Here is a 22,433-nt window from a genome sequence, read left to right on the forward strand (position 1 = left end):
GATCTCCCAATTTGAATGGCGACCCGCAGTCTAGGCGTGGGATACTGGATGATCTATGATCAAAAACCTCGATTTTTTGACTGAAACACCTGAACGATGCCTACCGATCAGTTTGCCCTCTCCTCGGATCTCATCAACGAACTGTTGCGCGGCATGCGCCTGCGTGGCGTCGAGTACCGACGTATCCAAGCCGGTCCGACCTTCGGCCTGGGCTTCGCTGCCAAACCTGGGCATGCCTGGTTTCACTTCCTGGCGGTCGGCGATGCAGTGCTGCGGATGGAAGACGGGACAACGTATGCGCTATCTGCCGGCAACGCCGTATTCATCTCCCATGGCACGGCCCATCAACTGCTTTCCCATGCGGACGTGCCTGTTCAGGACATCGATCGTTTAGACGGTGCCCCCCTCGGTGATACGGTCAGCGCGGTGGATACCGGGACCGGTGCCAGCCCCACGCCGACCACCCTTTTGTTCAGTGGCTGCATGGAGTTTGAACTGGGCAGTATCCATGGCCTTGGCAGGTTGATGCCGGGCCTGATGCTGATTGATGCCGGTGGCCAGCGTTACCCCGGACTGGTGCCTATCCTGGCCACCATGGAGCGCGAGGTCAGCGCCGCACGTGTCGGCTTTGCCGGCATCCTCGCGCGTTTGGCCGACGTGGTGGCCGCCATGGTCGTTCGCGGCTGGGTGGAGTGCGCCTGCGGTAATGCCTCTGGCCTGGTCGCTGCATTACGCGATCCACGCCTGGCAAGTGCGCTTCTCGCGCTCCATCAACAACCGGGGCGCGACTGGACCGTTGCGCAGTTGGCGGAGCAATGCAATACCTCTCGCTCGGTCTTCGCGGACCGTTTCCAGGCGACTATTGGCATGGCCCCACTGCGCTACGTCACTGAGGTGCGGATGCGGCTTGCGAGCCAGTGGTTGACGCTTGAAAGGCTGCCGATTGAAGAGGTGGCGCAGCGCCTGGGCTATACATCCCAGGCGGCTTTCAGCCGCGCGTTCAAGCGCATTACAGGCAAGACGCCTGGATTAAGCCGTCAGTCGAGGCAGTCCGCTGTTTCCTGAAGCCGAGCGGGAGTCGTGGAGGAGCCATAGGGCCCGGCTCAGCACTGTCGCGCGCATCAGGCAGCGTTCGGCCAAGAGCAGTCGTCCATTTATAAACCGCATCAAAACGGTGGTAAGGGCTCCAGTAAAGCAACTACTGCGGAACGCTTACCATCCATGCTCAAAATTTTAGCTTTCTATAGGTAGCATTTTTTCTTTTGGCCATTTCCCAGCGTTCCTTCAACCGAGTTCTCAGCTAAATTATAAATACAAGTCATTTCCGACCTGTCTTTTGTTGTTAATCGAAATTTCACTGGGCTGCCACTTAACAAATCAGACGAAAAATCTTTACTTTTTACAGGCGCGCATTGAAGCTTCTGACTTATTGTACTTATAATATAATTAGATTTTTTTTGTTTCTCGGCATTTTCCGCTGCAGCTTTTTCGCTTTTTATTTGTGCATTGTAATCTGCAAAGGAAATACTGTTTCTCCTCCACTCCGGTTTAAAAAGCCCTGCCCTATTGTCTACGAGTAACAGTTCTTCTGTACTATCGACTTTCGCACTGATAGATACGATTTTCCAATGAAAAACATCGTCCTTACTGACAAAGTCGCCGGTTACACTTGAACCCATGACATTAAAATGGTAATCAACACCATTCTTCACCAGTTTTGCCCGAATGTGCGCATCAAGCCTTTGATGTATTCCTTTGATAACTCTCAGCACATTGTTATTTTGATCGTCACATGCTTCTTTTAATGTACGCAGGCTATCTTTTGAAGCATTCCCGTTCAACTCCTCATGAGTATAAGACTTGCTTCTTACGATGCTAATCGCTTCATTTATGATTCGCGTGTGCTCCGTCTCTGACATTTTTGTGTCTTTATTAGGTCCCTGAGGGGAAATCCCTGTCCAGCCCTGAATAGCGGGCGTTTCAGGTACCGCAGGAGTCCCTGGTGAGTTTTGTGTAGCTGGTTTGGCAGGTTTGGCCGGAATGGCAAGTGCGGCACTTTCATAGGTCACGGTAATCAAGTTTGCCTCCAATGGCGAACGCGGATAGCGTCCGTATCAAGTCCATGGTTGTTTTTTGCGGAACCTCATGGCGCGGTAAAGCGTTCGCTTTTAGTCGTCCTATGCTCCCCCACATTGCCGTCAAGAGCATATTGAGAATAGACGTCACTCCATAAAAACGTCGAAAACCACCTAAATAAAGTGCCTCAACCTGTCAGCGAATTCGTAATGAGCCTCCCATTGCCCGCTCTACTTTGTTAGAGCAGGCGGGTACGGGATGAGTGACTGCAAAACTCTACTCTGCCAACCGTAACCGCAACCGGCTTCGATGGGATAAGCCTGCTTGCAAGACAAATGCAACTATCACGGTGGAGGGCGCGGAAAAGCTGCTCAGGCCGTCGCCGGAAAACATCAACGCAAGACCCAATGCGGTGGCGCCAAACCAGGCCGTCAAGCCCACCGGGTTAAACGCGACCACACGTTCGAGCGCCGCCACGCCACTGCGGCCGTAAATAATCTGCGCCAACGCCACGCCGACCCAGGCCACCACGAAAATGCCCTGATATGCCAACGCCTTGAGCAAGTAGGCAAACACGTCCGCGAGCATCAAGCCGTAGACGATCACTCCAACCGCCAACGCCCACATCAGGTACGAGCCGCGCAGGCCAAAACGGCCGAAGAACGCCTGCATGTTCAAGGTCGCCAGGTAATAGTTGGCGGTGTTGATCCGCGTTTGCGTGGCCCAGACAAACAGCAATCCCCACAGGCCCATCAACTGCAAAATCGCCATCACCACCGAGACTTCGTTCAGCGCGCCCTCGTGGGGAATGCTGCTGACCAGATAAATGCCAGCCGCGCCGTTGAGCAGAAACGTCACCGCGTAGAACGGCATGCCGAAGTTCCAGCGACCGTGGTACTCGGCGTCTTCAGGCTTGCCGAAACGCGCATAGTCGAAGGTGAACAGCATCAATACCCAGACGCCCATGTAGGCGACAAAACAGTCCCACCAGCCGAAGGCGCTGGGCGTTACCGGGCCGAAATCCAGCCATTGCGGCTGGTAGCCATAACGGCTGATCGATAGCCCCACCGCCACCAGCAAACCACTGAGGTACACCGGCAGCAACACGCCGTTGAGCTTGTCCAGCCAGTGCTGCACGCTGCCCAGGATCATCGGCACGCTGTAGAGCACCACCGCCAAGGCCGCCAGGGGATAGACCAGTTCCGGGTACAGGTGATTGAGCGCGACGGCGATCACTGAACCTTCGAACACCGCGTAATAGATCGCGGTCGAGAAGAAAATCAACGTCGCCAGGCACGCCCCGGTGCTGCCGAACAACAGCCGTGAAAACAACGCCACCGACAAACCGCTGCGAATCGCAAAGCGGCTGAGCACGCTGTTGACCAGTCCATAACTGATCACCGACAGGACCATGCCGATCAGCGCATTGCGCGCACCGAACGACAACGCCAATGAAGCACCCACCACGATGTAAAACATCGCACTGCACACCGCCCACCAGGCCATAGTCAGGGACAGTCGCCCCATGCGCGCTTCGGTGGAAACAGGATGATGCGCCGGGTCTTGCCCGGTTTGACTCGATTGCGATAAAGCGGCCATATGCGTGAACTCCAAAACCAGTCAAAGGTTGAAGCGCGGGCAGCCGTCACCGCACCGAAGTGCAGCGTTGGCGTACCGTTTGGCATGGCCCGCGCTGGACGGCGGGCAGAATCAGGAAGGGAACAGCTTGCTCAGGCAGCTGAGTTTTTTCTTATAGGAACGTCGCGCTTCCAGCGCCTCTTCGAGGGTTACCGCGACAAAGCGGGCCTTCTGGTTGGGTTGCATCTGGCCGATCAAGTCGAGGTCGGCGCTGATCACCGTGCCAATCATCGCGTAGCCGCCACCGGACACCGCATCACGGTGCAGCACGATGGGTTCGAGCCCGGCGGGCACCTGGATCGAGCCGATCGGGTAGCAACTGTCGACGATGTTCGACGGATCGGAACCGGCGCCGAACGGCTGCTCCCGAGGCTCAAAGCTCAGCGCGCTGCCGCCCTTGAAGCGATAGCCGATGCGATCGGCTTCCGAACCGACCGTCCATGGCTCGGCGAAAAAGCTCTTCCCCGCCGATTCGGTCAAGCGGTGGTAGTACAAACCGGGCACCACCCGCAGGGTGATTTCGCCACCCAATGATTGCCGTAACGCCATGGGCAAACTGGCCCCGGCGCGGCTCTTGCCACTGGCGATGCCCACCGGCAATTCGTCACCTGCAATCAGGCGTCGCCCCTGAAAACCGCCGAGTGCGCCCAGTGCATAGGTGGAGCGACTGCCGAGCACCAACGGCACATCAATGCCGCCGGCCACCGCCACATAAGCGCGGGCACCAGCCTTGGGAAAGTCAAATCGCAGCACTTGCCCGGCCTTAACGGTGAACGCGGTGTCATGGTGCATTTCCACGCCATCTACCCGTGGCGTCATGTGCGCGCCGCTGACCGCCACCAAAGCATCCTGCTGAAACTCCAACTCAGGCCCGAGCAGCGTGCATTCCAGCGCCGCCAAACCTGCCGGGTTGCCGACCAATTGATTGGCCGTGCTCAAGGCGTATTGATCAAGCGCGCCGGACGGCGGAATGCCCAAGTGGTAATACCCTTCGCGGCCCAGGTCCTGTACCGAAGTGGCGAGGCCGGGTTTGAGGACCTTGATCATGCCAACACCTCCAGCAACGACTTGGGATAGCCAACTGGGTCGGCAAGGAACGCGTCCAGCGAAAACTCCACCGGCCGAATCCGCAGATCAAAGCAACCGGCTTCCACTTCGGCCAACGCGTGGTCGTAGGCTTCACGGTCCATCGGTTTGAACTGCACGATGTCGCCTGGACGGAAAAACACCATGTGTTCTTTCAGGTACGCGAGGTTCTGTTGCGGGTCATAGATCGGCGCGGGCGTGACGCCAAACATCTGATAGCCGCCGGCGCCGCGCACCGAGTAGATGCAGCCAAAACAACCGCCGTGACCGAGGGTCAATTTCGGCGTGTCAGTGCGGGGGCGCAGGTACTTGGGCACCTGCAACTGACGCTCGCGCTCGACCATCTGGAACATGAATGGCAACCCGGCAACGAAGCCGACCATCGAGACAAACCACGGCGCGCCACTGTGGGCCGCGATGAATGCATCGACGTCGGCCAGGCCGTTGATTCGTGCGGCGTATTCCAGGTCCGTGGCGCTCGGGTCTTGATGACGGTCGCGAAAACGCGTCAGGGTTTCGTGGGTCCAGGGGTCGTTGTAGAGCACGGGAATCTCGATGATCCGCGTGTACAACGTGCGCTCGGCGACGGCCCCGGCCTCGGCGATTTTTACCGCTTCGAGCAAGGCGTGAGGGGCAATGCGATCCGGGTCGAAACGAATCTGGAATGACGCATTCGCCAGGCAGATATCGAGCACGCCATCCAGCGCCAGCCGTTCCACCGCGCGGGTGACGGCCAGGCCTTTGAAGAACGCGTCCAGGGACATGCTGTCGCTGACTTCAGCAAACAAATGCTCATCGGCGCCAAAACTGTACCGGATGGGAGTACTCATGCTTCACCTCCGCTACGGCTCTCGGCCAGCCAGGTTTCCAGGGTACCGGTGTGAAAGTCGGCGCTGTGCAGCCAGGGTTGCTCCAACAATTCACCGTGCAATGCCAAGGTGTTAGCCATGCCGGCGAGCGTGGTCTGCGCCACCGCCATTCGTGCTCGGGCCAGGGCTTCGGCGCGATCCGCACCGTGAACAATCAGTTTGGCCAGCAGCGAGTCATAGTACGGCGGCACGCGGTAGCCGTGATACAGATGCGTATCGACGCGAATGCCCTCGCCATTCGGCCAGATCAGTTCCTCGACCTGGCCTGGACTCGGGAAGAAATCCCGCGCCGGGTCTTCAGCGTTCAGGCGCATTTGCAGGGCGGCGCCATTGAGTCGGATGTCGCTCTGCTTGAAACCCAGTGGCTCGCCGCCAGCGATGCGCAACATGGCCTGGACCAGGTCGATGCCCGTGATCAGTTCGCTGACCGGGTGCTCCACCTGAATCCGCGTGTTCATCTCGATAAAGAAGAACTCACCGGTAGCATCTTCATACAGGTACTCCAGAGTGCCGGCGCCCTTGTAGCCCAGGGATTCGGTCAGGCGCACGGCGCTGGTGCACAGCGTTTCCCGTTGCTGCTGGCTGAGGACTGGCGATGGTGCTTCTTCGAAGATTTTCTGCCGGCGCCGTTGCAGCGAACATTCGCGCTCAAACAAATGCACGGCGTGCTGACCGTCGCCTAGCACCTGCACTTCAATATGCCGGGCCCGGCTGATAAACCGCTCCAGGTACACTGCGCCATTGCCAAACGCCGCTTGGGCTTCGCGCTGGGAACGGGGGAACTCTTCGCTCAGTTGCTCGGCGTTTTCCGCCAGCCGAATACCGCGCCCGCCGCCACCGGCCGAAGCTTTAATCAATAATGGGAAGCCAACGGATTCGGCAGCCTTGAGCGCCGACTCAACGTCAAACAGTTCACCCGGCGAACCCGGCACCACCGGCACGCCAGCGGCTTGCGCCGTGCGTCGTGCCTCGGCTTTATCACCCATGCGGCGGATCGTCTCCGCGCTCGGGCCGACGAAAATGGCACCGGCAGCCATCACCGCTTCGGCGAAATCGGCGTTCTCCGACAGAAAGCCGTAACCGGGATGCACTGCGTTGGCGCCCGTGGCTTTTAAGGCGCCGAGCAAGGCCTCAACGTTCAGATAACTTTTGTCGGCACGGGCCGGGCCAAGAATGTGCACCTCATCGGCCATGCGCGCGGCCTGGGAATCGACGTCCGCTTCGCTGCACGCGGCGACGGTGGGAATGCCCAGTTCCTTGGCTGCGCGGATAATCCGCACGGCGATCTCGCCACGGTTGGCGATCAACAATTTATGAATGGCGCGGGTCATGATCGTGCCCTCACTCGTCGTCGAGCGTTGCGACGACTTGACCCGGCTCCACCGGATCACCGTCTTTTACCAAAAAGGCACTGAGGCGACCGGCCGTCCCGGCGGTCAGTTCGGAGAACTGCTTCATGACCTCAATCAAGCCAATCACCGTGTCGGCGCTGACCTGCGCGCCGACCTCGACGAAGTTCGCCGATTCCGGGGTAGCTTTGCGGTAGAAGGTCCCCGGCAACGGGGTGATTACAGTGTGTTCAGCCATGTCTGTTCCTCTTGGAATAGTTGTAGAAAGGCAGGCAAAAGTGAATCGGTGGGCAAACCCTGGCGTCTGTGTGCCAGGTATTTTCATTCGGTCTCAGCGTGGTGCTCGGACCTCTATGCCCGCGCCATCAAGTGCATGACGCGTGGCTTCGACCAACGCCAGGGCGCCCGGCGTGTCGCTGTGCAAACAGATGGAATCGAATTCAATCGCCAGGTCTTCGCCCTCGACGGTGCGCACCACGCCTTGTTGGCAAGCACGCAGCACTCGCCCGGCGACGTGGGCCGGGTCGTAAGCCCGCACGTTGCGGGTGAAAACGATGGAGCCGCTGAGGTCGTATTCGCGGTCGGCGTAGAACTCGCGGATCACCGGTTGGCCGAGTTCCGTGGCGACCCGCCAGATCACCGAATCGGGCATGCAATAAAGCAGCAACTCCGGTTCCAGACGTTGGAGACTCTCCACCAGCAAACGGGCGGCCTCTTCGTCTCGGGCCAGGTGCATGTAGAGGGCGCCGTGGGGTTTGATGTGTTGCAGGGCCACACCTTGAATCCGGGCAAGTTCACGCAAGGCGCCCAATTGATAGAGCATGTCGTCGACCAACTCCTGGGGCGACGCATTGATGTGTCGACGGCCAAAACCAACCAGGTCGCGAAACCCCGGATGCGCGCCGATGGCCACGCCCAGGCGCTTGGCCTGCTCGACGGTGCGACGCATAGTGCTGGGGTCGCCGGCATGAAAACCGGTAGCGATGTTGGCCGAACTGATAAACCCCATCAGCTCATTGTCGACGCCATCGCCGATGGTCCAGGGGCCAAAGCCTTCGCCCATGTCCGAGTTGAAATCTACTGCCTGCATGACGCTTGCTCCCGACGCTTGTGACTTCATGCAGGCCAAGTTAGATTCCTGTTAACCCCTTGGGAAGATCTATTATCAGATTGGGTATCTTCTGAAAAACAGATACCTCGTCACCCGGAGTACTCATGTCCCTAACCCTGCGCCAAATCCGTTATTTCGTCGCCACCGCCGAGATCGGGCAAATCTCTCAAGCCGCGATTCATTTGAATATTTCCCAGTCGGCGGTGACCACGGCGATCAAGGAACTGGAAAGCATCCTCTGCACGCTGTTGTTCCAGCGCTCGGCCCAGGGCATGAGCCTGACCGACGCCGGGCGGCACTTTTTGAATCGGGCCTACGTGATTCTGCGCAGCGTCGATGACGCGTTGAACAGCCCGCTGCCGGACATCCGCGCCAGTGGTGTATTACGCCTGGCGGCGAGCTACACGGTGATCGGTTACTTCCTGCCGCACCATCTGCAACGGCTAGAACACTGGCATCCGGACGTGGCCATCGAAGTCCACGAACAAGAACGGACAGCCATCGAGCAAGGTCTACTGGAAGGTCGATTCGACATGGCAGTGGTGCTTACCGCGAACCTCACCCACCCGGACATCGGCTCGGAGATTCTCTTCAACTCCGAGCGCCGGTTATGGCTGCCCAGCCACCACCCCCTGTGCGAGCGTTCGGCAGTCAGCCTCGCCGACGTTGCGAAGGAACCTTACATTCTGCTGACCGTCGACGAAGCTGAACAAAGTGCCATGCGCTACTGGGAACACGCGCGACAGCAGCCAAACGTGCGGGTGCGTACCAGTTCAGTCGAAGCGGTGCGCAGCATGGTCGCCAATGGTAGCGGCGTGGCAATCCTCTCGGACTTGGTGCACCGCCCCTGGTCACTGGAAGGAAAGCGCATCGAAACCCTGACAGTCACCGACAAGGTGACGCCGATGAGTGTCGGACTGGCGTGGCATCGCGAGCGCGAATTCAGCCCGGCGATGCAGGCGTTTCGTAACTATTTCCACGATGCATTTCTGGCGCCGCAGCAGCTGTCTGCGCGACGATGAAAATAGCAAAACCATGCCGTCCTTTTGTTGATTTACGATGAGAGCTTTAGGCCATGGATCGTCGACGAAGCTCCCGCCACGATTCCTCATGTCCGTGCCTGCCTGGATTCCCATTCGGCCCGCCAGTATCTTTTTACCCGCAGCGCCATTCTGGGCTGGGTCATGCCGGCAGCTGTCGGTACGTCGCTTGGCCTGGACCGCAGCCCGGTAGTCTGTCTGGTCGGTGATGGTTCGGCAATGTACTCACCGCAAGCACTCTGGACGGCGGCGCATGAACGGTTGCCGGTCACGTTCGTTGTCATGAACAATGGCGAATACAACATTTTGAAGAACTACGCTCATAGCCAGGCGCACTATCTAAGTGCAAGCACTGACCAGTTCATCGGCATGGACCTTTGCGACCCGGCGATCGATTTCCTGGCCCTCGCCTCCTCCCTGGGGGTCCCTTCCCGCAGGATCGAGCGCGCCGGCGATATTGCGGGAGCTGTCGAAGAAGGTATTCGCTCAGGCTGCCCGAATCTCATTGAACTACCGATCATGCCCCGAAGGAATAGGCGCACCTTGTCCCTGCCCTGCCTGTACGGACTTATTCGGGTATGCCGGACTGTCATTTCTGAGCGTGCAATCGCAAGTTCCTGAACAGAGTTAGGCCTAGATACTCATCTCGCTACGCAAACTGCTCCAGCAACAAGCCGATGCAGTGCACATCAGCATCCTGGACTCGATCCTGGACCTGAACGCACCGAATAGCGCCGAGTTTCGGTGCTTTCCGCCGGAAACGAAAAAAGAACCCGGAGGTCCTTTTTTTGTTCGCTGCATGATTCAGTTGAACTATGCAGCGCTATGTTAGGAGTGGGAAAAGACTTGACTCTGGACTTGTTTTTGAAGGGCATCAAGGGCCAGAGGTATGATTCCCAGCCCGCCATTGGGTCTACGCGAACATCCGTAAAATGTTTCAGTGCGTCTATGTCACCCATCATCCTTTCTCTTTAGCCAATCGTGCCATGAGGCTGATGCAAATGTTGTTTTGGATGTTCGCGAGCGGGCTCGCCCCCGCAGTTTATGCGCTGAACCTATGGGGACGAGCATGCTCTCGAACAAGAGTCAGGGCTGTTGCCAAAAAATCCAAATCAGAAGTAATAGCCGATATTCATATACAGCTGGTTTTCCCACTGATCACTACCCCCTGCCCCCAGACTCTGGGTGAGGCTGCTGCCACCGATGACCGGATCATTCTTGCCGTACAACCATTCCGTGGCGATCCACAGTTTGCTGAGGGAGAACGAGGTGCCGAAAATCATCCGTTGCGAGGTCTTGAAATCGTCTGCGGATTTATCGAAGGCGCTGTAGTTGGCGTACAGCTGCACACCGCTGATCTGATCGAACAGGTACTTGCCGCCAACGTCGTAGCTCACATCCGCCACGTACAAGTTGCCGCGACTGGCGACGTTGTAAGTGGCGTCGTAACCGCCGAAAGTCACCAGCTCATCAGTGCCGGGGTTGCGCGGGGACATCTGCTGTCGCGCAGCTTGCAGTTGCACGCCCCATGGCCCGTTTTTACCGATGTAGTGCACCGCCACGGCATTGCGCCGGCCGTCGTTGTTGGTGTCGCGATTCTCCAGGGACGAGGTCAGGCCAGAAATCCCGACTTCGGACTTCCACGGCCCCACGTCCATCGCCTTGGCCACCCGCAGTACCACGGTGTTGCGTTCCTGGTTGTTGCTGCCGTCGATGACATAGCTGTCCGCTTCGGAGACAACGCTGGAGTAGGTTTCGCCCTTGCTGGTGCCTTTGCCCTGCGAGGCCGGGCGAACGTAGTAACCGGCCTGGATATTCCAGTCGCCGCTTTGCTGGATGTACTTGGCGCCAAGTTCTTCCAGGTCTTCCAGTCCCACGACGTTGCCCAGGGTTTGATAAAACGTGCTGCCGAAGTACGGCTGCAAACCGAACGGTACTTGGTTCAGGCCGACCTGGATTTGCTGGTCAGGGTTGAACTTGTAGCCGATCCACGCCAATTCGGCGAACTGCACGTCTCCCACATTTTCTGTGTACTGGTAAGGGTAGGCTCGGCCGTAGAAACGGTACTTGGCCTGGCCGATCCAAGTGTCGGAGTTGTACTTGGCGGAGAGGATCACGGTATCGAAGTTGAACTTCTGGATATCGCGATCCGGGTCATAGTCCCAACGCGCCCGGACGGCGCCGCCGAGATCGAGATTGTCGGTGACCTGGACCGCCTGCGCGTGGATGGAAAGTGCGCCCGACAGCGCCAGCGGAATTAATGAGCGCAAGGCCCGAGTGGTGTTCAATTTCATGGTCGCTCCGTCTTTAAGTTTTATTTTTGGCAACAACCATCCCGGCCACGGCAAAGCGCGGTCTGGATGAAATAGGTATGGCCCGCCGAGACTGAAGCTGGAACAGCGTCCAGGTGCTAGCGGGCTAAACGGTGTTTGAGAAGCCGCAGTTGTTTAAATTTCGGCGTCAGTGGCGTTGCAGTTCTTCAACCACAGCGGCACAAGCGCGGAAGGTATCCAACGTCCACTCCGGATTGATAAAGTCCGGCCAACTGGAAAGTTTTACGATCGCCACTTCAGCAGCCGGATCCCAATAGATACTCTGACCAAATACTCCGCGCGCCGAGTAGGTACCCTGTTCACTGTCCAATACCCAGCACTGATTGCTGTAAGCCGCAGTTGGAAAGTTCTTGGTGTAGTAGCCGTAGAGGACTTCGAAAGCGGGTGTGGAACCACGTCCGCATGCACGCACAAACGTTTCTGGGACGATCTGCTGGCTATTGAAATGTCCACCCTGCAAATACATCTGGGCAAAACGCCCAAGATCACGCAGCGTGGCGCTCATCCCGCCATCGGCCAATGCAGTTCCAACACAATCGAGGGTGATATTCGCGTCTTGCTCTGCCCCCAGTCTTGACCAGATCTCCCGACTCAATAAAACGGGGAGCCGCTCGCCACAGGCCCGCTCACAGACCCAGGCCAACATGTCGGTATCCACCGAGCGATACTCAAAGAACTGACCATGCTCACGGTCTTTACTCAGCGATTTCAATAAACCGTAAATGCTGTCAGGAGACTCGCGCTCTCCCCGTTCACGCCAACCCGAGGCGATATCCAACTGGATGAATTCAGCATCCGGATCGGTGTAATCCTCCCTGAATCTGACGCCCGTGCGCATATCCAGCAGATCCTGTACCCGGGCATCGCCATAGCCGCTTGCCGAAAGCTCGGGCACATAGTGGCTGACATGTGCTTGGGGATCGATTCTGCCCTGGCCTATCAACCTGCCGACCAGGCTGCCGACGATGGTCTTGGATACCGATTGCAGCAGATGCAACGTGTGCGGCTGCATACCGTTGAAATACTGCTCGGAAACCACCTTGCCCTGATGAAGCACCAAGAAACCATCGGTGTAGCTATCGGTCAGGAAGGTCGCCAGATCGGTTTGCCTGCCGTCGATCCGCTGGAAATGTACGTCGTCCAGTAAACGCTCGTTGCGCTTGAGTTCGCTGACCGGCCCGGGACCACGATGAATAGCAGCCACCGGAAACAGCTGGCTCATGTGCTGGAATGACCAGCGGTTATAGGGCGGACTGTCCCAGTTATGCTGACGAACTTGCTTTTCCCGGGTCGGCGGATAGCCCTGCATCAGCTCTAGGTCCTGATAACCAATGCCTGGAGCGGTCATGTCGTTTTTATTGTACATAGGGGTTCAGCTCTCATCGTTCAGAGGGTGGTGGCAAGAAAAGCGGTGGCTGTGGTCCTGGGTCTCGGTTGGCACCTCTCGGCGACAACGCTCGCTGGCTCTCGGGCAACGAGGCGCGAAATGGCACCCGGTAGGCCGGTTCAAGGGGCTGGGGATCTCGCCGCTGAGGATTTGCAACTGATCACGACGATCAGGGTCGATGGAGGGCACTGAATTGAGCAGCGCACGCGTGTAGGGATGACGTGGTCGGCCGAACACCTGCTCCACCGGCCCGGCCTCGACGATGCGCCCCAAGTACATCACCAGCACCTGCTGCGCCAGATACTCGACCGTCGCAAGGTCGTGGCTGATAAACAGGTAGCTCAGGCCATTGTCGGTCTGCAGCGTCTTGAGCAGTTGCAGCACCTGGGCCTGGACCGACACGTCGAGCGCCGCCGTAGGCTCATCGAGGATCAGCAGTTTTGACTCCAGCGCCAGAGCCCGGGCGATAGCGATACGCTGCAACTGGCCACCGGAGAATTCATGGGGATAGCGCTCCATGTGCTCCTCGCCCATCCCTACATTTCCCAGCAGCGCGAGGATGCGCGCGCGCAAGGCGCTACCGCGCAAACCAAAGGCAACCTTCAGCGGCTCGGCAACAATCGCCTTGATGGTCATTTTTGGATTCAGCGAGGCGTAGGGATTCTGGAACACCATGCTCAAGCTCCTGCCCCGCGCCCTGGCATCAGTAGGCAGCGGCAGACCTTCGACCAGAATTTGCCCACTGTCGGCTGGCAGCAGACCGAGCAAGGTCGCGGCAACCGTACTTTTGCCACAACCGGACTCCCCCACCAGTGCGACCGTCTCACCGGCCTGCATCTCCAGGTTGATGTGGTCGATGGCGGTCACCAGGCCGTCGCGGCTGGCGTAGGTCTTGTGCAACTGAGTGACACTCAGCAGTGCGGGCTGTTTGTTGTTATTCATAGCCGTTTACCTTTCAAAGAAGCCTCACACCTTGACCAACGTGTTGTGGCAAGCCGCCCAGTGTTCCTCGCCGATCTCCACCCTCGGCGCAGCCTGGGCGCATCGCCCGGTGGCGCGTTCACAACGCGGGTTAAAGGCACAGCCAGGCGGGGGAGCCGCCATATTCGGTACCTGCCCAGGGATGAAGCCCAGGGGCTGAGCCCCCTGCCCCAACTTTGGCACGGTGCCCATCAATTTCAGGGTGTAAGGGTGCGCAGGTCGCTTGAACACCTGGCCCACCGGACCGCTCTCCACCACTTCGCCGGCATACATCACCGCCACCCGGTCACAGAGCGAAGCCACTACCCCCAGGTTGTGGGTGATAAACAGAATCGCCAGGTCCTGCTCCCGTGCCAGCTTGCGCAGCAGAGCGATGATCTGCGCCTGCACGGTGACGTCCAGCGCCGTGGTCGGCTCATCGGCGATCAGCAGTTTCGGCCGACAGGCCAGCGCCATGGCAATCACCACTCGCTGCAACTGACCGCCAGACATCTGGTGCGGGTACTTGGCTAGCGCCAGAGGGGGGTCGGGCATGCTCACCGCTTCCAGCGAGCTCAGCGCCTCGGCGCGGATTTGTGCCTTACTCAGTTGCCGATGGCAGCCGATGACATCGAACATCTGCCGCCCGATGGTGAAGAACGGGTTGAGCGCCTTCATCGGATTCTGGAAGATCATCGCCGCGCCACCGCCGCGCAAATCCGCCAGCTGCGATACCGACGCACCGTTGACCTGCTGTCCGGCAACCTTGACACTGCCGCCCAGCCGAGCGGCGTCAGGCATCAATCCAAGGCAGGACATGGCCGTCATGGACTTGCCCGAGCCCGACTCCCCGACCAATCCAAGGATCTCGCCGCGCCTGACCTTGAGGTCGATGCCGCGTACAGCCTTTACGGTCTTGAACAAACCAGGGAAGGACACCGTCAGCCCTTCCACTTCCAGCACCAACTCTTGAGCAGCGTCCTTATTCGAAGCGGCGAGATGTTCGGGAGTAGACGGTTGCAAGGATTCGTTGATCATCAGCGCGTCCCCTTCTTTGGATCGAGCACATCGCGCAGTCCGTCGCCCACCAGGTTGACGGCCAGCACCAGGACAAAAATCGCGACGCCGGGGAACAGCACCGTCCAGGGATTTTCAAGCAATTGCGAGCGCGACGCCGCGGCCATTAGCCCCCATTCGACCATGGGCGGCTTGGCCCCCAGCCCGATAAAGCTCAGCGAGGCAGCGGCGAGAATGGTGTAACCAAAGTCCATGGAGCCCTGCACGATCACAGGCGTGGTGGCATTGGGCAGGACATGGCGAAGCAAGATACGGAAATGACTGACCCCCATGGAGCGAGCGGCATGGATATAGGTTTCCGAACGAACCCGTACTACCGCACCGCGCATGATCCTCGCGTACCAAGGGAACCAGGAGACCGCGAGCGCTAACATCGCATTTGCCAATCCCGACCCCAGCGCAGCGGTGATAGCGATCGGCAACAACAGCGGTGGAAAGGCCAGGAACACGTCCGAGACACGCATCAGCAGCGTATCAATTCGACCACCGAAGTAACCGGAAACAAGCCCAATCGGAATCCCGATCAGCATCGCGATCAGCGTCACGCTCACTCCGATGATCAGCGAGGTGCGTGCGCCATACAGCACCCGTGAAAGAATGTCGCGACCAAACTCGTCGGTGCCCATCCAGTGTGCCCAGTTGGGTGCCATTAATTTTTGGGAAAAGACAATCTTGTTGGGTTCATAAGGCGCAAGCCAGGGGGCGAAGATGGCCGCCAGAATGATCAGCAGCAATAACAGCGCGCCAAATACAAACAACTTGTTATCGCAGGCAAAAGCCAGGGCCTTGATACGCCATGATGGGGCTCGCGAGGGCATGGACAGGGATACGTCTTGGATACTCATTGGACTCGCAACCTCGGATCAACAAGGTGATACAAGAGATCAACAATCAGGTTGATCGACAGATACGTCGTGGCCAGCACCAGGGTGGCCCCCATCACAGCGGGGAAATCATTCTGGGCAATAGAAAACACCACGAAACCGCCCAGGCCGGGCCAATCGAAAACGAACTCGACAACGACTGCACCGCCGAGCAGGTAACCGAAGGTCAGGCCCACCACTGTCAGGAGCGGGATCATTGTCGCCTTCAAGGCGTAGGCATAATGGATACGCCACTTGGGTACGCCGTAGGAAACGGCCGTACGGATGTACTCTTCGGAGAGCACCTCGACCATCATGTTGCGGGTGATCCGGGTGACAGTGGCCAAGGTCACGACCACCAAGGTGAGCACAGGTAGCGTCAGGTGTTTGATGGCGCTCCACAGCGCTACGAAATTGCCGGCCAGCAGCGTGTCGATCAGGTAAAAACCGGTCACACGCTCAAAGGGGCTATCGAGCAGAATGGAAGCATCGATACGTCCCTGCAGGGGCAGCCAATTGAGCTTGCCGTAGAACAGCAACTGCAAGCCCATGGCCAGGATGAAAACGGGAAATGCCGTCCCGGCAATGGACCCCGCTCGTGCCACATTGTCGACCACTGAGTTCTGCCGCGCCGCCGAGATGACACCGATTGGCACCCCGAGCAGCACCACCCAGAACATCGCAAGGAATGTCAGTTCAAACGTCGCGCCTACCCGCCTGATGACCTCCTCCGCCACCGGTCGCCCGGTGCGCAAACTGGTGCCAAAATCACCCTGGAGAAGATCGCCGATGTAATTGAAGTATTGGATTGGCAGAGGTTTATCCAACCCCAGTTTTTCCCGCGCGGCGGCAATCTGCTCCGCCGTGGGGTGGTTCCCCAGCATCATCTCTACCGGGGATCCGGGAAGAGCTCGGCTCAGAACGAAGGTGATGGTCAACACGCCCAGAAGAATGAAGAACATCACTATCAATCGCTGGGCTATATACTTCGCCATTTATACTACCTTTTGTGGCTAATAAACTTGGCCCTGACTTCTTACGCCCAGCACAAAGCCCTCAAAAGAAAATTAGCTCTTGAGGAATAACCGGGCGAATCAACCGACTGTCGGTCTACAAGGTAAATCAGGCCTACACCTACAACTTCATCGCAAACAACTCGGCATTCAGCGATTCAAGTTGTAATAGAGAATCGCCTCATAAGCAGGGTTCAGGCTCTTTTCCATACCCTTGATGTCTTTGCGGGAGACACGTATCTGCTGCACGTCGGCGTACCAGATCGCAGGAGCATCCTTAGCCAGGAGCTGCTGGGCCTGAACGTACTTTTCAGAGGATTTTGTCCTATCACTGCCTTCCAGCGCCGCCGCCTCTTCGATCAACTGATCAAAACTTGGGTTGCTGTAATGAGACAGATTGAACAGCGTTGTCTTCTCGGTATGGAACTCACTGAAAAGCCAATCGCTGGGTGTCGGATACGTCGGCCACCAAGCCATGGATTGCAGGTTGGGGGCGGTGTCCAGCTTCTTGGCCTTATCCCAGATCACACCCCACTCGCCGGGGCGTAACTCCACTTCCAAGCCAACCTGAGACGCCGTCGCCTGGAACAGCTCAGCGGCGTTTGCATAGATGCCACCGATGTACTGCATCGAGACCTTCCAGTCCTGCTTGGGTACGCCAGAGGCTTCCAATAATTGGCGGGCTTTATCCAGATCGTAGGAAGCCATAGGCACGCTGGCATGCCCCCAGATACTGGTGGGTAAAGGCCCCTTGGACACACTGCCGTAGCCGTGCAAAATATCGTTGGTGACACCTTCATAGTCCCAGAGGTATTGCAGCGCCTGACGAAATGCCAAGTTATCCGTAGGGTACTTCTGGGTATTGATCAAGAACTGGAAGTTCTTCCACGAAGGCGCGGTACTGACCTTGATGGAAGGGTTCTCTCCCAATACCTTGAGCTGATCAAGGGGGATATCCCAGGCAACGCCAGCCTCGCCATTTTTTATCATCTGGGTGCGGGTGGAGGCTTCGGACACGACCTTCACGATGACGCGATCAAATTGCCCTTCTTTCCAGCCTCCCCAGTAGCCATCGAAACGTTCGAGCACCACTTGCTGGCCCTGTTCGACCTGCCCAAGCTTATAGGGACCGGTACCGATAGCGTTGGGAGCCATCATCCAGTCATGCCCCTTATCCACCGCCGCCGGGGCAATGATATAGGCAGCGTATTGACCTGCCGCGATCAGATTGGCCGGAGTGGGATTCTGGAACTTGAGCACTACCGTGTCGTCAGCGAGGACCTCGATGGCATCCAGCGCTTTCCATACATACGCAGCGCCTTGTTTTAGCGCTTTGACGTAGTCGATGGATTTTTTGACCGCTGCGGCGTTGAACGCCGAACCGTCATGAAACTTAACGCCGTGCCGCAGCTTGAAGGTCCAGGTCTTGCCGTTGTCGCTGCTTTCCCAGGACGTGGCGAGCCCAGGGGAAAACTCCTCGGCACTGCCCGGAGCGTTATAGACCAGAAGCGTCTCGTAGATATTGCCCAGCACCCGCACCTCTTCCGAAAACGCCGAGGCTGGATCCCAATCCTTGAAAGAGGCTCGATCAGCGACAACCAAGGTATTGTTTGCCGCACACACCAAGCCACTGGTCAACGGCGCGGTAATGGAAAGCGCCATCAACCCTGCCATCAAGGTTCTTTTGAAGTTCATCGATGTTCCTCTTATTTTTATGATGGGCGCAGCGGGTCACTTGCACGAGCAGGCGTTAATCCAGCTGGAACGACGTGTTTGGCCGTTCGTGAAACTGCCTGTTGAGCGGTGTGGCTCATTATTGATCTGCCGCACCGCCAGCTCAATTTCGCGAGCGCTAAGAAAAAAACGCCAGATGACGCTTGAAAGCGTCACCTAGCGTCTATTTTTAAAGCGGGGTTAGAACAACGGCGGAACGAGGTTGAACTCACCCTCGGATGGGCGAATCAGCAGCCGCGCCCTCACCTCGCTGGGTATCTCAGGGGCATCAATCGGGAAGCAGCTGCAACTGGAGAGCGCGTTACGCAGATCGATCGATTCACCGAGGTACTCAAACACAATCTGCGCACCAAAAGGACGTCGAAAATTGTCGCCCGACACGCCGAGCACCAAGCCGTTGAGAAAGCGGAAGCGACTGCGATAGGAGGGGTAAAGCGCCGACCAGATGTAGCCCCGAGACGATAGGTATTCGTGCTCGACGATGTAAATCAGATCGGATGAGGCAAAGCAGAACCCACGATATTTATTGATGCCGAAACTCTTCAACTGGTCATCACCCAACCTCACTCGCTCGTAGGTTTTACTCAGGATTTTGTTGCCGGAACGGGTCAAGCGGGTAATCGACTTGATCACCTCCCCTGATCCGGAAGGCGACATCAAATAGACAAAGTAGTAACCCTGGTACTTCGACAGCTCCTGCGCGGAGCTTGGGAAAAAATCGGCTGGTACTGCGCTGTCCGGCTCTCGCACTGTGCGCTGTCTGTTGAGCAAAGCCCGGAACGACTCGTGCTCGGAGAATATTTCATCCTCATCCACCCCGAAAAAAGCGCATATCTTGCGAAGGGTGAACAGTGAGGGAGTCGCCTGCGCCCCCAAGTATTTGTTGAACTGCTGGCGATTGATATCGAGGGAGCGGCAGACCATCGCCACCGACTTGTAGTACCCGCAGAGAAGGCGCAAGTTTTGACTGAAGTCTTGCGCCGACCGAGGTGAATTGGAACTCAACATTTAACAATATTCCTAACGCCACATTGACAACACGCCGGGCCAAAAGTCGCTTGGATCACGGTTTCAGCAGCTTGGCATCGCCGCCTGGTGATCGACGTGAGCATTAAGCCCGACCATAGCGCCTGGGTGGAAGAATATTCAACAGTACGTACGCATGCAGTATTTTCTGGCGCTCCCATCAAGGCCGGGGTGGCTGCGCCGACTGCCGCACCCGTATAGGCACTGTTCGTTTCAAAGCTTGAATAACAGCTCGTTGGGCAGCGTCTTTCGCTATGGATTCGACGACCCGCCACTACTGTTGAAAAAAGCCCCCCTGTCTGGCCAGCCGCAAAATCTTCGCAACGGCCAGCAGGGGAAGCACACAGCCTGATCAGCGCTTTGATCTAAGCGATCTCCGGCTCGACAATCATGCTTTTGTTGGTTTAATCACCACGAGACCGCGCCGACTCATCAATCCGTAGTAAGCGCATGCCGGAAACACCAGGCCAACAACCCATGCCAAATCGATACCCTGCAGGGCCGAGGCGATGGGGCCGACGTAGAGGGACGTATTCATGAATGGAATTTCCAGCACGATGGTCGCGAGGAACACTCCGATAGCGATCCAGTTCACCCGACCGTAGATTCCCGAGGGGTCGAAGATATCCGCAATCTCGTAGACGCCTTTGCGTAGTGCGTAGTAGTCGACCAAGTTGATTGCCGTCCATGGGATTAGAAAGTAGCTCATGAAAAAGATGAAGTTCAGAAAGAACTGAATGAAGTCATCCTGGGCCATCGTGCATAACGCAGTGGCAACGGCGCAGATAATGAGCATAAAGCTGGCGCGCACCTTCGCAGTGACCTTGAGCGCAGCAAAGGGCTCGATAACGGTAACCGTCGACATGAAGGCTCCATAGAGGTTGAACACGTTGATGGCGATCTGACCATAGAGCACGAATGCCACGGCCAGCAAAGTCCCGCCCCCTAGAACGCTAAGCAAATGAAGGCCGACGTTGTCTGAAAAACCTGTGACGCCCCTGGTCAATATCGCACCCAGCAACATCATCCAGCTTCCACCAATGACCGTACCCGCATAGCTGTACCAGAAAACCTGGCGCGCGGAAGTTTGGGTAGGCAAATAGCGAGAATAGTCGGCCACATAAGGGGCATAGGACAATTGCCAAGTCACCGCAATGCTCACTGACGCGAGGAAGCTCGCCAAGTTGAAGCCCTGCGTCGTCCATTGTTCCGCGTCTATTGGCAGCGCAAGGGCGAGCAGGGTCGCGATCCCGAAAAAAACAACCGAGACCAACGACAGCATTTTTTGCAGGCGGTGGATGAGCTTGTAGCCAAACAGGGCTACCAGGAAGCAGAGCAAACCAAGCAGCACAATGTTTGCCTCACTGCTGAGAGGGCTTGAGGCGGCGACTGCTTGGGTGGCCAACAACGTATTACTAACAAAAAAACCCAAGTAGATGAGCATTACGAACAACAGCGGAACGATGGCTCCAAATACCCCAAACTGCGCACGGCTCTGGATCATCTGCGGGATGCCCAATCTCGGCCCCTGTGCAGAATGCGAAGCCATGAATATCGCGCCGATCAGGGAACCGAGCAGGATCGACAAAGCGCTCCAGAACAGGTTCAGCCCCAGGCTGACCGGCAGCACCCCGGCCGCAACCGTGGTGATGTTGGCGTTGGCCCCAAACCACACGAAGAGCAGAGAACGGGGTTCGCCGTGACGTTCGGTTTCCGGGATGAAATCGATGCTTCTTTTTTCTACGTTCATCATGCTCTCCGCTCAGTCTTGGCAACGAGGCCGTTCTCCAGGCGCGCGATAGCTTGCATGAACTCTTCTGGCTGGAAAGCAAGGTGGTCTGGTTCCATCGTACGAAGTGAAGGTGCTGACTCGCCCCTCCAGCGTCGCAACAGTTGTTCGGTAGAGAGCATGTCCAGTCCGTAAAGCCAGTTGGAGAGAATAAACAAGGCCGAGTAATGGGCTGCGGAAGTCGTCGCCGTACAAGCGTCGGCCACGAGGCTCAAGTGGAAGTCGTTCTGATAGGCATCGAACAGGCTACTCATCACACAGACGTCAGTCAGCACGCCCATCACCACGAGATGTTTGATCCCGCGCTCCTTCAGCATCGGAGTCAGCCGAGTGCCGTGGAAGGCACTGTAGCGTTGCTTATCAATGACAACGTCCCCGGTTTGTGGGGCTAACGCGTCGATGATCTCTATGGCAGATGTGCCAGCGCGATAGCTTGTCGGTTTGCCCTCGGCGTCTACGGGCTCGCCCAGCGCCAAGCCGAAACCTTGGGCATCGTTGACATGACGGGTGTAGAACAGAGGGATGTTGTTTTTTCGAGCGCAATCAACCAGCGCTGTTGCGTTTTTGATTACTTGATCGAATCGCTCCAGAGTGAAGCCGTCTTCTTTCTGAAGATCGATCACGAGCAAAGCCGTGTCTTGGGTCATCAGGTTTCTTCCAATTGCAGAGCACCAGGCGATAGCCGCAAGGCTCGCTGGTCGCTAACGAATGCTCAGGTGCAGGCACCGCAATCGCGGGCTACGGAAAGTTCGAGATTCTCTAGGAAGGATTACCTGACTATTTGCCAAAAACCGTTTTGCTTGGCGGCAACGCAGGAGGGAAGACGCTTCAGAATCACGTGGGAAGGCGCAACCGATCGACGTAGAAAGTTCTTCATGGCTCCGCACGGAACTAACGTTGCCCAGCCAAGCAGGCTGATGCGCGTTATGCCGGGTCGAAATGCGGAACTGACCATGACGTAGACTCTTGGGGTTAGTTCCGTCAGGCAAGCAATATGCACGCCATAGTATCGGAAGGCTCGGAAAGCGGCCGGATAGAGCGATATCAGGAATCATCGTGATGTCTTATGGCATTCGGTATGC

Annotated in this window: 21 protein-coding genes; 4 read left to right on the top strand and 17 right to left on the bottom strand. The window is 57.4% G+C overall.

What is annotated here, in order from left to right; translation table 11 throughout:
* The first annotated feature begins 96 nt into the window (after positions 1–96).
* The gene (locus tag AB4O22_RS14895) at positions 97–1,065 is read left to right on the top strand and encodes an AraC family transcriptional regulator (RefSeq protein ID WP_223470482.1); all 969 of its coding nucleotides are present in this window, start codon (positions 97–99) and stop codon (positions 1,063–1,065) included.
* A 176-nt stretch (positions 1,066–1,241) separates the two neighbouring features.
* Here the strand turns inward: AB4O22_RS14895 and AB4O22_RS14900 are convergent, their stop codons facing one another.
* The 7 genes from AB4O22_RS14900 to AB4O22_RS14930 all read right to left on the bottom strand — a co-directional run bounded on the left by AB4O22_RS14900 (position 1,242) and on the right by AB4O22_RS14930 (position 8,108).
* Complete coding sequence (locus tag AB4O22_RS14900; RefSeq protein ID WP_223470542.1) at positions 1,242–2,069, bottom strand: hypothetical protein; 828 nt, start codon at positions 2,067–2,069, stop codon at positions 1,242–1,244.
* 283 nt (positions 2,070–2,352) lie between these two features.
* On the bottom strand, positions 2,353–3,675 hold the full coding sequence (locus AB4O22_RS14905; RefSeq protein WP_460096620.1) for a purine-cytosine permease family protein: 1,323 nt from the start codon (positions 3,673–3,675) through the stop codon (positions 2,353–2,355).
* A gap of 111 nt (positions 3,676–3,786) precedes the next feature.
* Positions 3,787–4,761 carry a 5-oxoprolinase subunit C family protein gene (locus AB4O22_RS14910; RefSeq protein WP_223470484.1) on the bottom strand — a complete coding sequence of 325 codons (975 nt, stop codon included), beginning with the start codon at positions 4,759–4,761 and terminating at the stop codon, positions 3,787–3,789.
* Complete coding sequence (locus tag AB4O22_RS14915; protein WP_223470485.1) at positions 4,758–5,630, bottom strand: 5-oxoprolinase subunit B family protein; 873 nt, start codon at positions 5,628–5,630, stop codon at positions 4,758–4,760. The genes AB4O22_RS14910 and AB4O22_RS14915 overlap by 4 nt, the downstream gene beginning before the upstream one ends.
* Positions 5,627–7,000 (bottom strand): acetyl-CoA carboxylase biotin carboxylase subunit, encoded by a 1,374-nt coding sequence (locus AB4O22_RS14920; RefSeq protein ID WP_223470486.1) that lies wholly within the window; start codon positions 6,998–7,000, stop codon positions 5,627–5,629. The genes AB4O22_RS14915 and AB4O22_RS14920 overlap by 4 nt, the downstream gene beginning before the upstream one ends.
* A 10-nt stretch (positions 7,001–7,010) precedes the next feature.
* Complete coding sequence (locus tag AB4O22_RS14925) at positions 7,011–7,256, bottom strand: acetyl-CoA carboxylase (RefSeq protein WP_223470487.1); 246 nt, start codon at positions 7,254–7,256, stop codon at positions 7,011–7,013.
* Between the two features lie 93 nt (positions 7,257–7,349).
* Entirely contained in the window at positions 7,350–8,108 is a 759-nt protein-coding gene (locus tag AB4O22_RS14930) for a 5-oxoprolinase subunit PxpA (RefSeq protein ID WP_223470488.1), read from the bottom strand.
* A 125-nt stretch (positions 8,109–8,233) separates the two neighbouring features.
* Between AB4O22_RS14930 and AB4O22_RS14935 the strand changes: the two genes are divergently transcribed.
* Positions 8,234–9,151: a LysR family transcriptional regulator gene (locus AB4O22_RS14935; RefSeq protein ID WP_460096624.1), complete on the top strand. Its 918-nt coding sequence runs from the start codon at positions 8,234–8,236 to the stop codon at positions 9,149–9,151.
* 24 nt (positions 9,152–9,175) lie between these two features.
* Positions 9,176–9,790, top strand: coding sequence for a thiamine pyrophosphate-dependent enzyme (locus tag AB4O22_RS14940; protein ID WP_223470491.1), 615 nt, complete (start codon positions 9,176–9,178; stop codon positions 9,788–9,790).
* Between the two features lie 491 nt (positions 9,791–10,281).
* Here AB4O22_RS14940 and AB4O22_RS14945 read toward each other — a convergent pair whose 3' ends face one another.
* The 7 genes from AB4O22_RS14945 to AB4O22_RS14975 all read right to left on the bottom strand — a co-directional run bounded on the left by AB4O22_RS14945 (position 10,282) and on the right by AB4O22_RS14975 (position 18,464).
* Positions 10,282–11,463 (bottom strand): hypothetical protein, encoded by a 1,182-nt coding sequence (locus AB4O22_RS14945; RefSeq protein WP_460096626.1) that lies wholly within the window; start codon positions 11,461–11,463, stop codon positions 10,282–10,284.
* A 166-nt stretch (positions 11,464–11,629) separates the two neighbouring features.
* The gene (locus AB4O22_RS14950; RefSeq protein ID WP_460096627.1) at positions 11,630–12,868 is read right to left on the bottom strand and encodes a serine hydrolase domain-containing protein; all 1,239 of its coding nucleotides are present in this window, start codon (positions 12,866–12,868) and stop codon (positions 11,630–11,632) included.
* A gap of 6 nt (positions 12,869–12,874) precedes the next feature.
* Complete coding sequence (locus tag AB4O22_RS14955) at positions 12,875–13,831, bottom strand: ABC transporter ATP-binding protein (protein ID WP_460096628.1); 957 nt, start codon at positions 13,829–13,831, stop codon at positions 12,875–12,877.
* 24 nt (positions 13,832–13,855) lie between these two features.
* Positions 13,856–14,887: an ABC transporter ATP-binding protein gene (locus tag AB4O22_RS14960; protein WP_460096629.1), complete on the bottom strand. Its 1,032-nt coding sequence runs from the start codon at positions 14,885–14,887 to the stop codon at positions 13,856–13,858.
* Positions 14,887–15,771, bottom strand: coding sequence for an ABC transporter permease (locus AB4O22_RS14965; protein WP_024616670.1), 885 nt, complete (start codon positions 15,769–15,771; stop codon positions 14,887–14,889). The genes AB4O22_RS14960 and AB4O22_RS14965 overlap by 1 nt, the downstream gene beginning before the upstream one ends.
* Positions 15,768–16,784: an ABC transporter permease gene (locus AB4O22_RS14970; RefSeq protein ID WP_223470499.1), complete on the bottom strand. Its 1,017-nt coding sequence runs from the start codon at positions 16,782–16,784 to the stop codon at positions 15,768–15,770. The genes AB4O22_RS14965 and AB4O22_RS14970 overlap by 4 nt, the downstream gene beginning before the upstream one ends.
* Positions 16,785–16,952: 168 nt before the next feature.
* A complete protein-coding gene (locus AB4O22_RS14975) occupies positions 16,953–18,464 on the bottom strand; it encodes an ABC transporter substrate-binding protein (RefSeq protein WP_460096633.1) in 1,512 nt (503 codons plus the stop codon).
* Between AB4O22_RS14975 and AB4O22_RS14980 the strand changes: the two genes are divergently transcribed.
* On the top strand, positions 18,451–18,696 hold the full coding sequence (locus AB4O22_RS14980; protein ID WP_460096634.1) for a hypothetical protein: 246 nt from the start codon (positions 18,451–18,453) through the stop codon (positions 18,694–18,696). The two genes, AB4O22_RS14975 and AB4O22_RS14980, sit on opposite strands and share 14 nt — an antisense overlap.
* A 20-nt stretch (positions 18,697–18,716) precedes the next feature.
* On the opposite strand, the gene AB4O22_RS14985 is transcribed toward AB4O22_RS14980, so the two are convergent.
* The 3 genes from AB4O22_RS14985 to AB4O22_RS14995 form a co-directional block, all read right to left on the bottom strand.
* Complete coding sequence (locus AB4O22_RS14985; protein ID WP_460096636.1) at positions 18,717–19,544, bottom strand: helix-turn-helix domain-containing protein; 828 nt, start codon at positions 19,542–19,544, stop codon at positions 18,717–18,719.
* Positions 19,545–19,950: 406 nt separating this feature from the next.
* Positions 19,951–21,312 carry a purine-cytosine permease family protein gene (locus tag AB4O22_RS14990; RefSeq protein WP_460097829.1) on the bottom strand — a complete coding sequence of 454 codons (1,362 nt, stop codon included), beginning with the start codon at positions 21,310–21,312 and terminating at the stop codon, positions 19,951–19,953.
* Entirely contained in the window at positions 21,312–21,998 is a 687-nt protein-coding gene (locus AB4O22_RS14995) for a cysteine hydrolase family protein (RefSeq protein WP_460096637.1), read from the bottom strand. Before AB4O22_RS14995 ends, AB4O22_RS14990 begins: the two co-directional genes overlap by 1 nt.
* Positions 21,999–22,433 lie beyond the last annotated feature (435 nt).

The sequence above is a fragment of the Pseudomonas sp. S3_B11 genome, assembly GCF_054667715.1.

Bases quoted from the DNA above. Each gene is read 5' to 3' on its own strand.
- AB4O22_RS14895 (WP_223470482.1), top strand. From the start codon at position 97: ATGCCTACCGATCAGTTTGCCCTCTCCTCGGATCTCATCAACGAACTG.
- AB4O22_RS14985 (WP_460096636.1), bottom strand. From the start codon at position 19,544: ATGTTGAGTTCCAATTCACCTCGGTCGGCGCAAGACTTCAGTCAAAAC.
- AB4O22_RS14990 (WP_460097829.1), bottom strand. From the start codon at position 21,312: ATGAACGTAGAAAAAAGAAGCATCGATTTCATCCCGGAAACCGAACGT.
- AB4O22_RS14925 (WP_223470487.1), bottom strand. From the start codon at position 7,256: ATGGCTGAACACACTGTAATCACCCCGTTGCCGGGGACCTTCTACCGC.
- AB4O22_RS14970 (WP_223470499.1), bottom strand. From the start codon at position 16,784: ATGGCGAAGTATATAGCCCAGCGATTGATAGTGATGTTCTTCATTCTT.
- AB4O22_RS14965 (WP_024616670.1), bottom strand. From the start codon at position 15,771: ATGAGTATCCAAGACGTATCCCTGTCCATGCCCTCGCGAGCCCCATCA.
- AB4O22_RS14980 (WP_460096634.1), top strand. From the start codon at position 18,451: ATGGAAAGCGCCATCAACCCTGCCATCAAGGTTCTTTTGAAGTTCATC.
- AB4O22_RS14935 (WP_460096624.1), top strand. From the start codon at position 8,234: ATGTCCCTAACCCTGCGCCAAATCCGTTATTTCGTCGCCACCGCCGAG.
- AB4O22_RS14945 (WP_460096626.1), bottom strand. From the start codon at position 11,463: ATGAAATTGAACACCACTCGGGCCTTGCGCTCATTAATTCCGCTGGCG.
- AB4O22_RS14920 (WP_223470486.1), bottom strand. From the start codon at position 7,000: ATGACCCGCGCCATTCATAAATTGTTGATCGCCAACCGTGGCGAGATC.
- AB4O22_RS14960 (WP_460096629.1), bottom strand. From the start codon at position 14,887: ATGATCAACGAATCCTTGCAACCGTCTACTCCCGAACATCTCGCCGCT.
- AB4O22_RS14915 (WP_223470485.1), bottom strand. From the start codon at position 5,630: ATGAGTACTCCCATCCGGTACAGTTTTGGCGCCGATGAGCATTTGTTT.
- AB4O22_RS14905 (WP_460096620.1), bottom strand. From the start codon at position 3,675: ATGGCCGCTTTATCGCAATCGAGTCAAACCGGGCAAGACCCGGCGCAT.
- AB4O22_RS14975 (WP_460096633.1), bottom strand. From the start codon at position 18,464: ATGGCGCTTTCCATTACCGCGCCGTTGACCAGTGGCTTGGTGTGTGCG.
- AB4O22_RS14950 (WP_460096627.1), bottom strand. From the start codon at position 12,868: ATGTACAATAAAAACGACATGACCGCTCCAGGCATTGGTTATCAGGAC.
- AB4O22_RS14930 (WP_223470488.1), bottom strand. From the start codon at position 8,108: ATGCAGGCAGTAGATTTCAACTCGGACATGGGCGAAGGCTTTGGCCCC.
- AB4O22_RS14955 (WP_460096628.1), bottom strand. From the start codon at position 13,831: ATGAATAACAACAAACAGCCCGCACTGCTGAGTGTCACTCAGTTGCAC.
- AB4O22_RS14995 (WP_460096637.1), bottom strand. From the start codon at position 21,998: ATGACCCAAGACACGGCTTTGCTCGTGATCGATCTTCAGAAAGAAGAC.
- AB4O22_RS14910 (WP_223470484.1), bottom strand. From the start codon at position 4,761: ATGATCAAGGTCCTCAAACCCGGCCTCGCCACTTCGGTACAGGACCTG.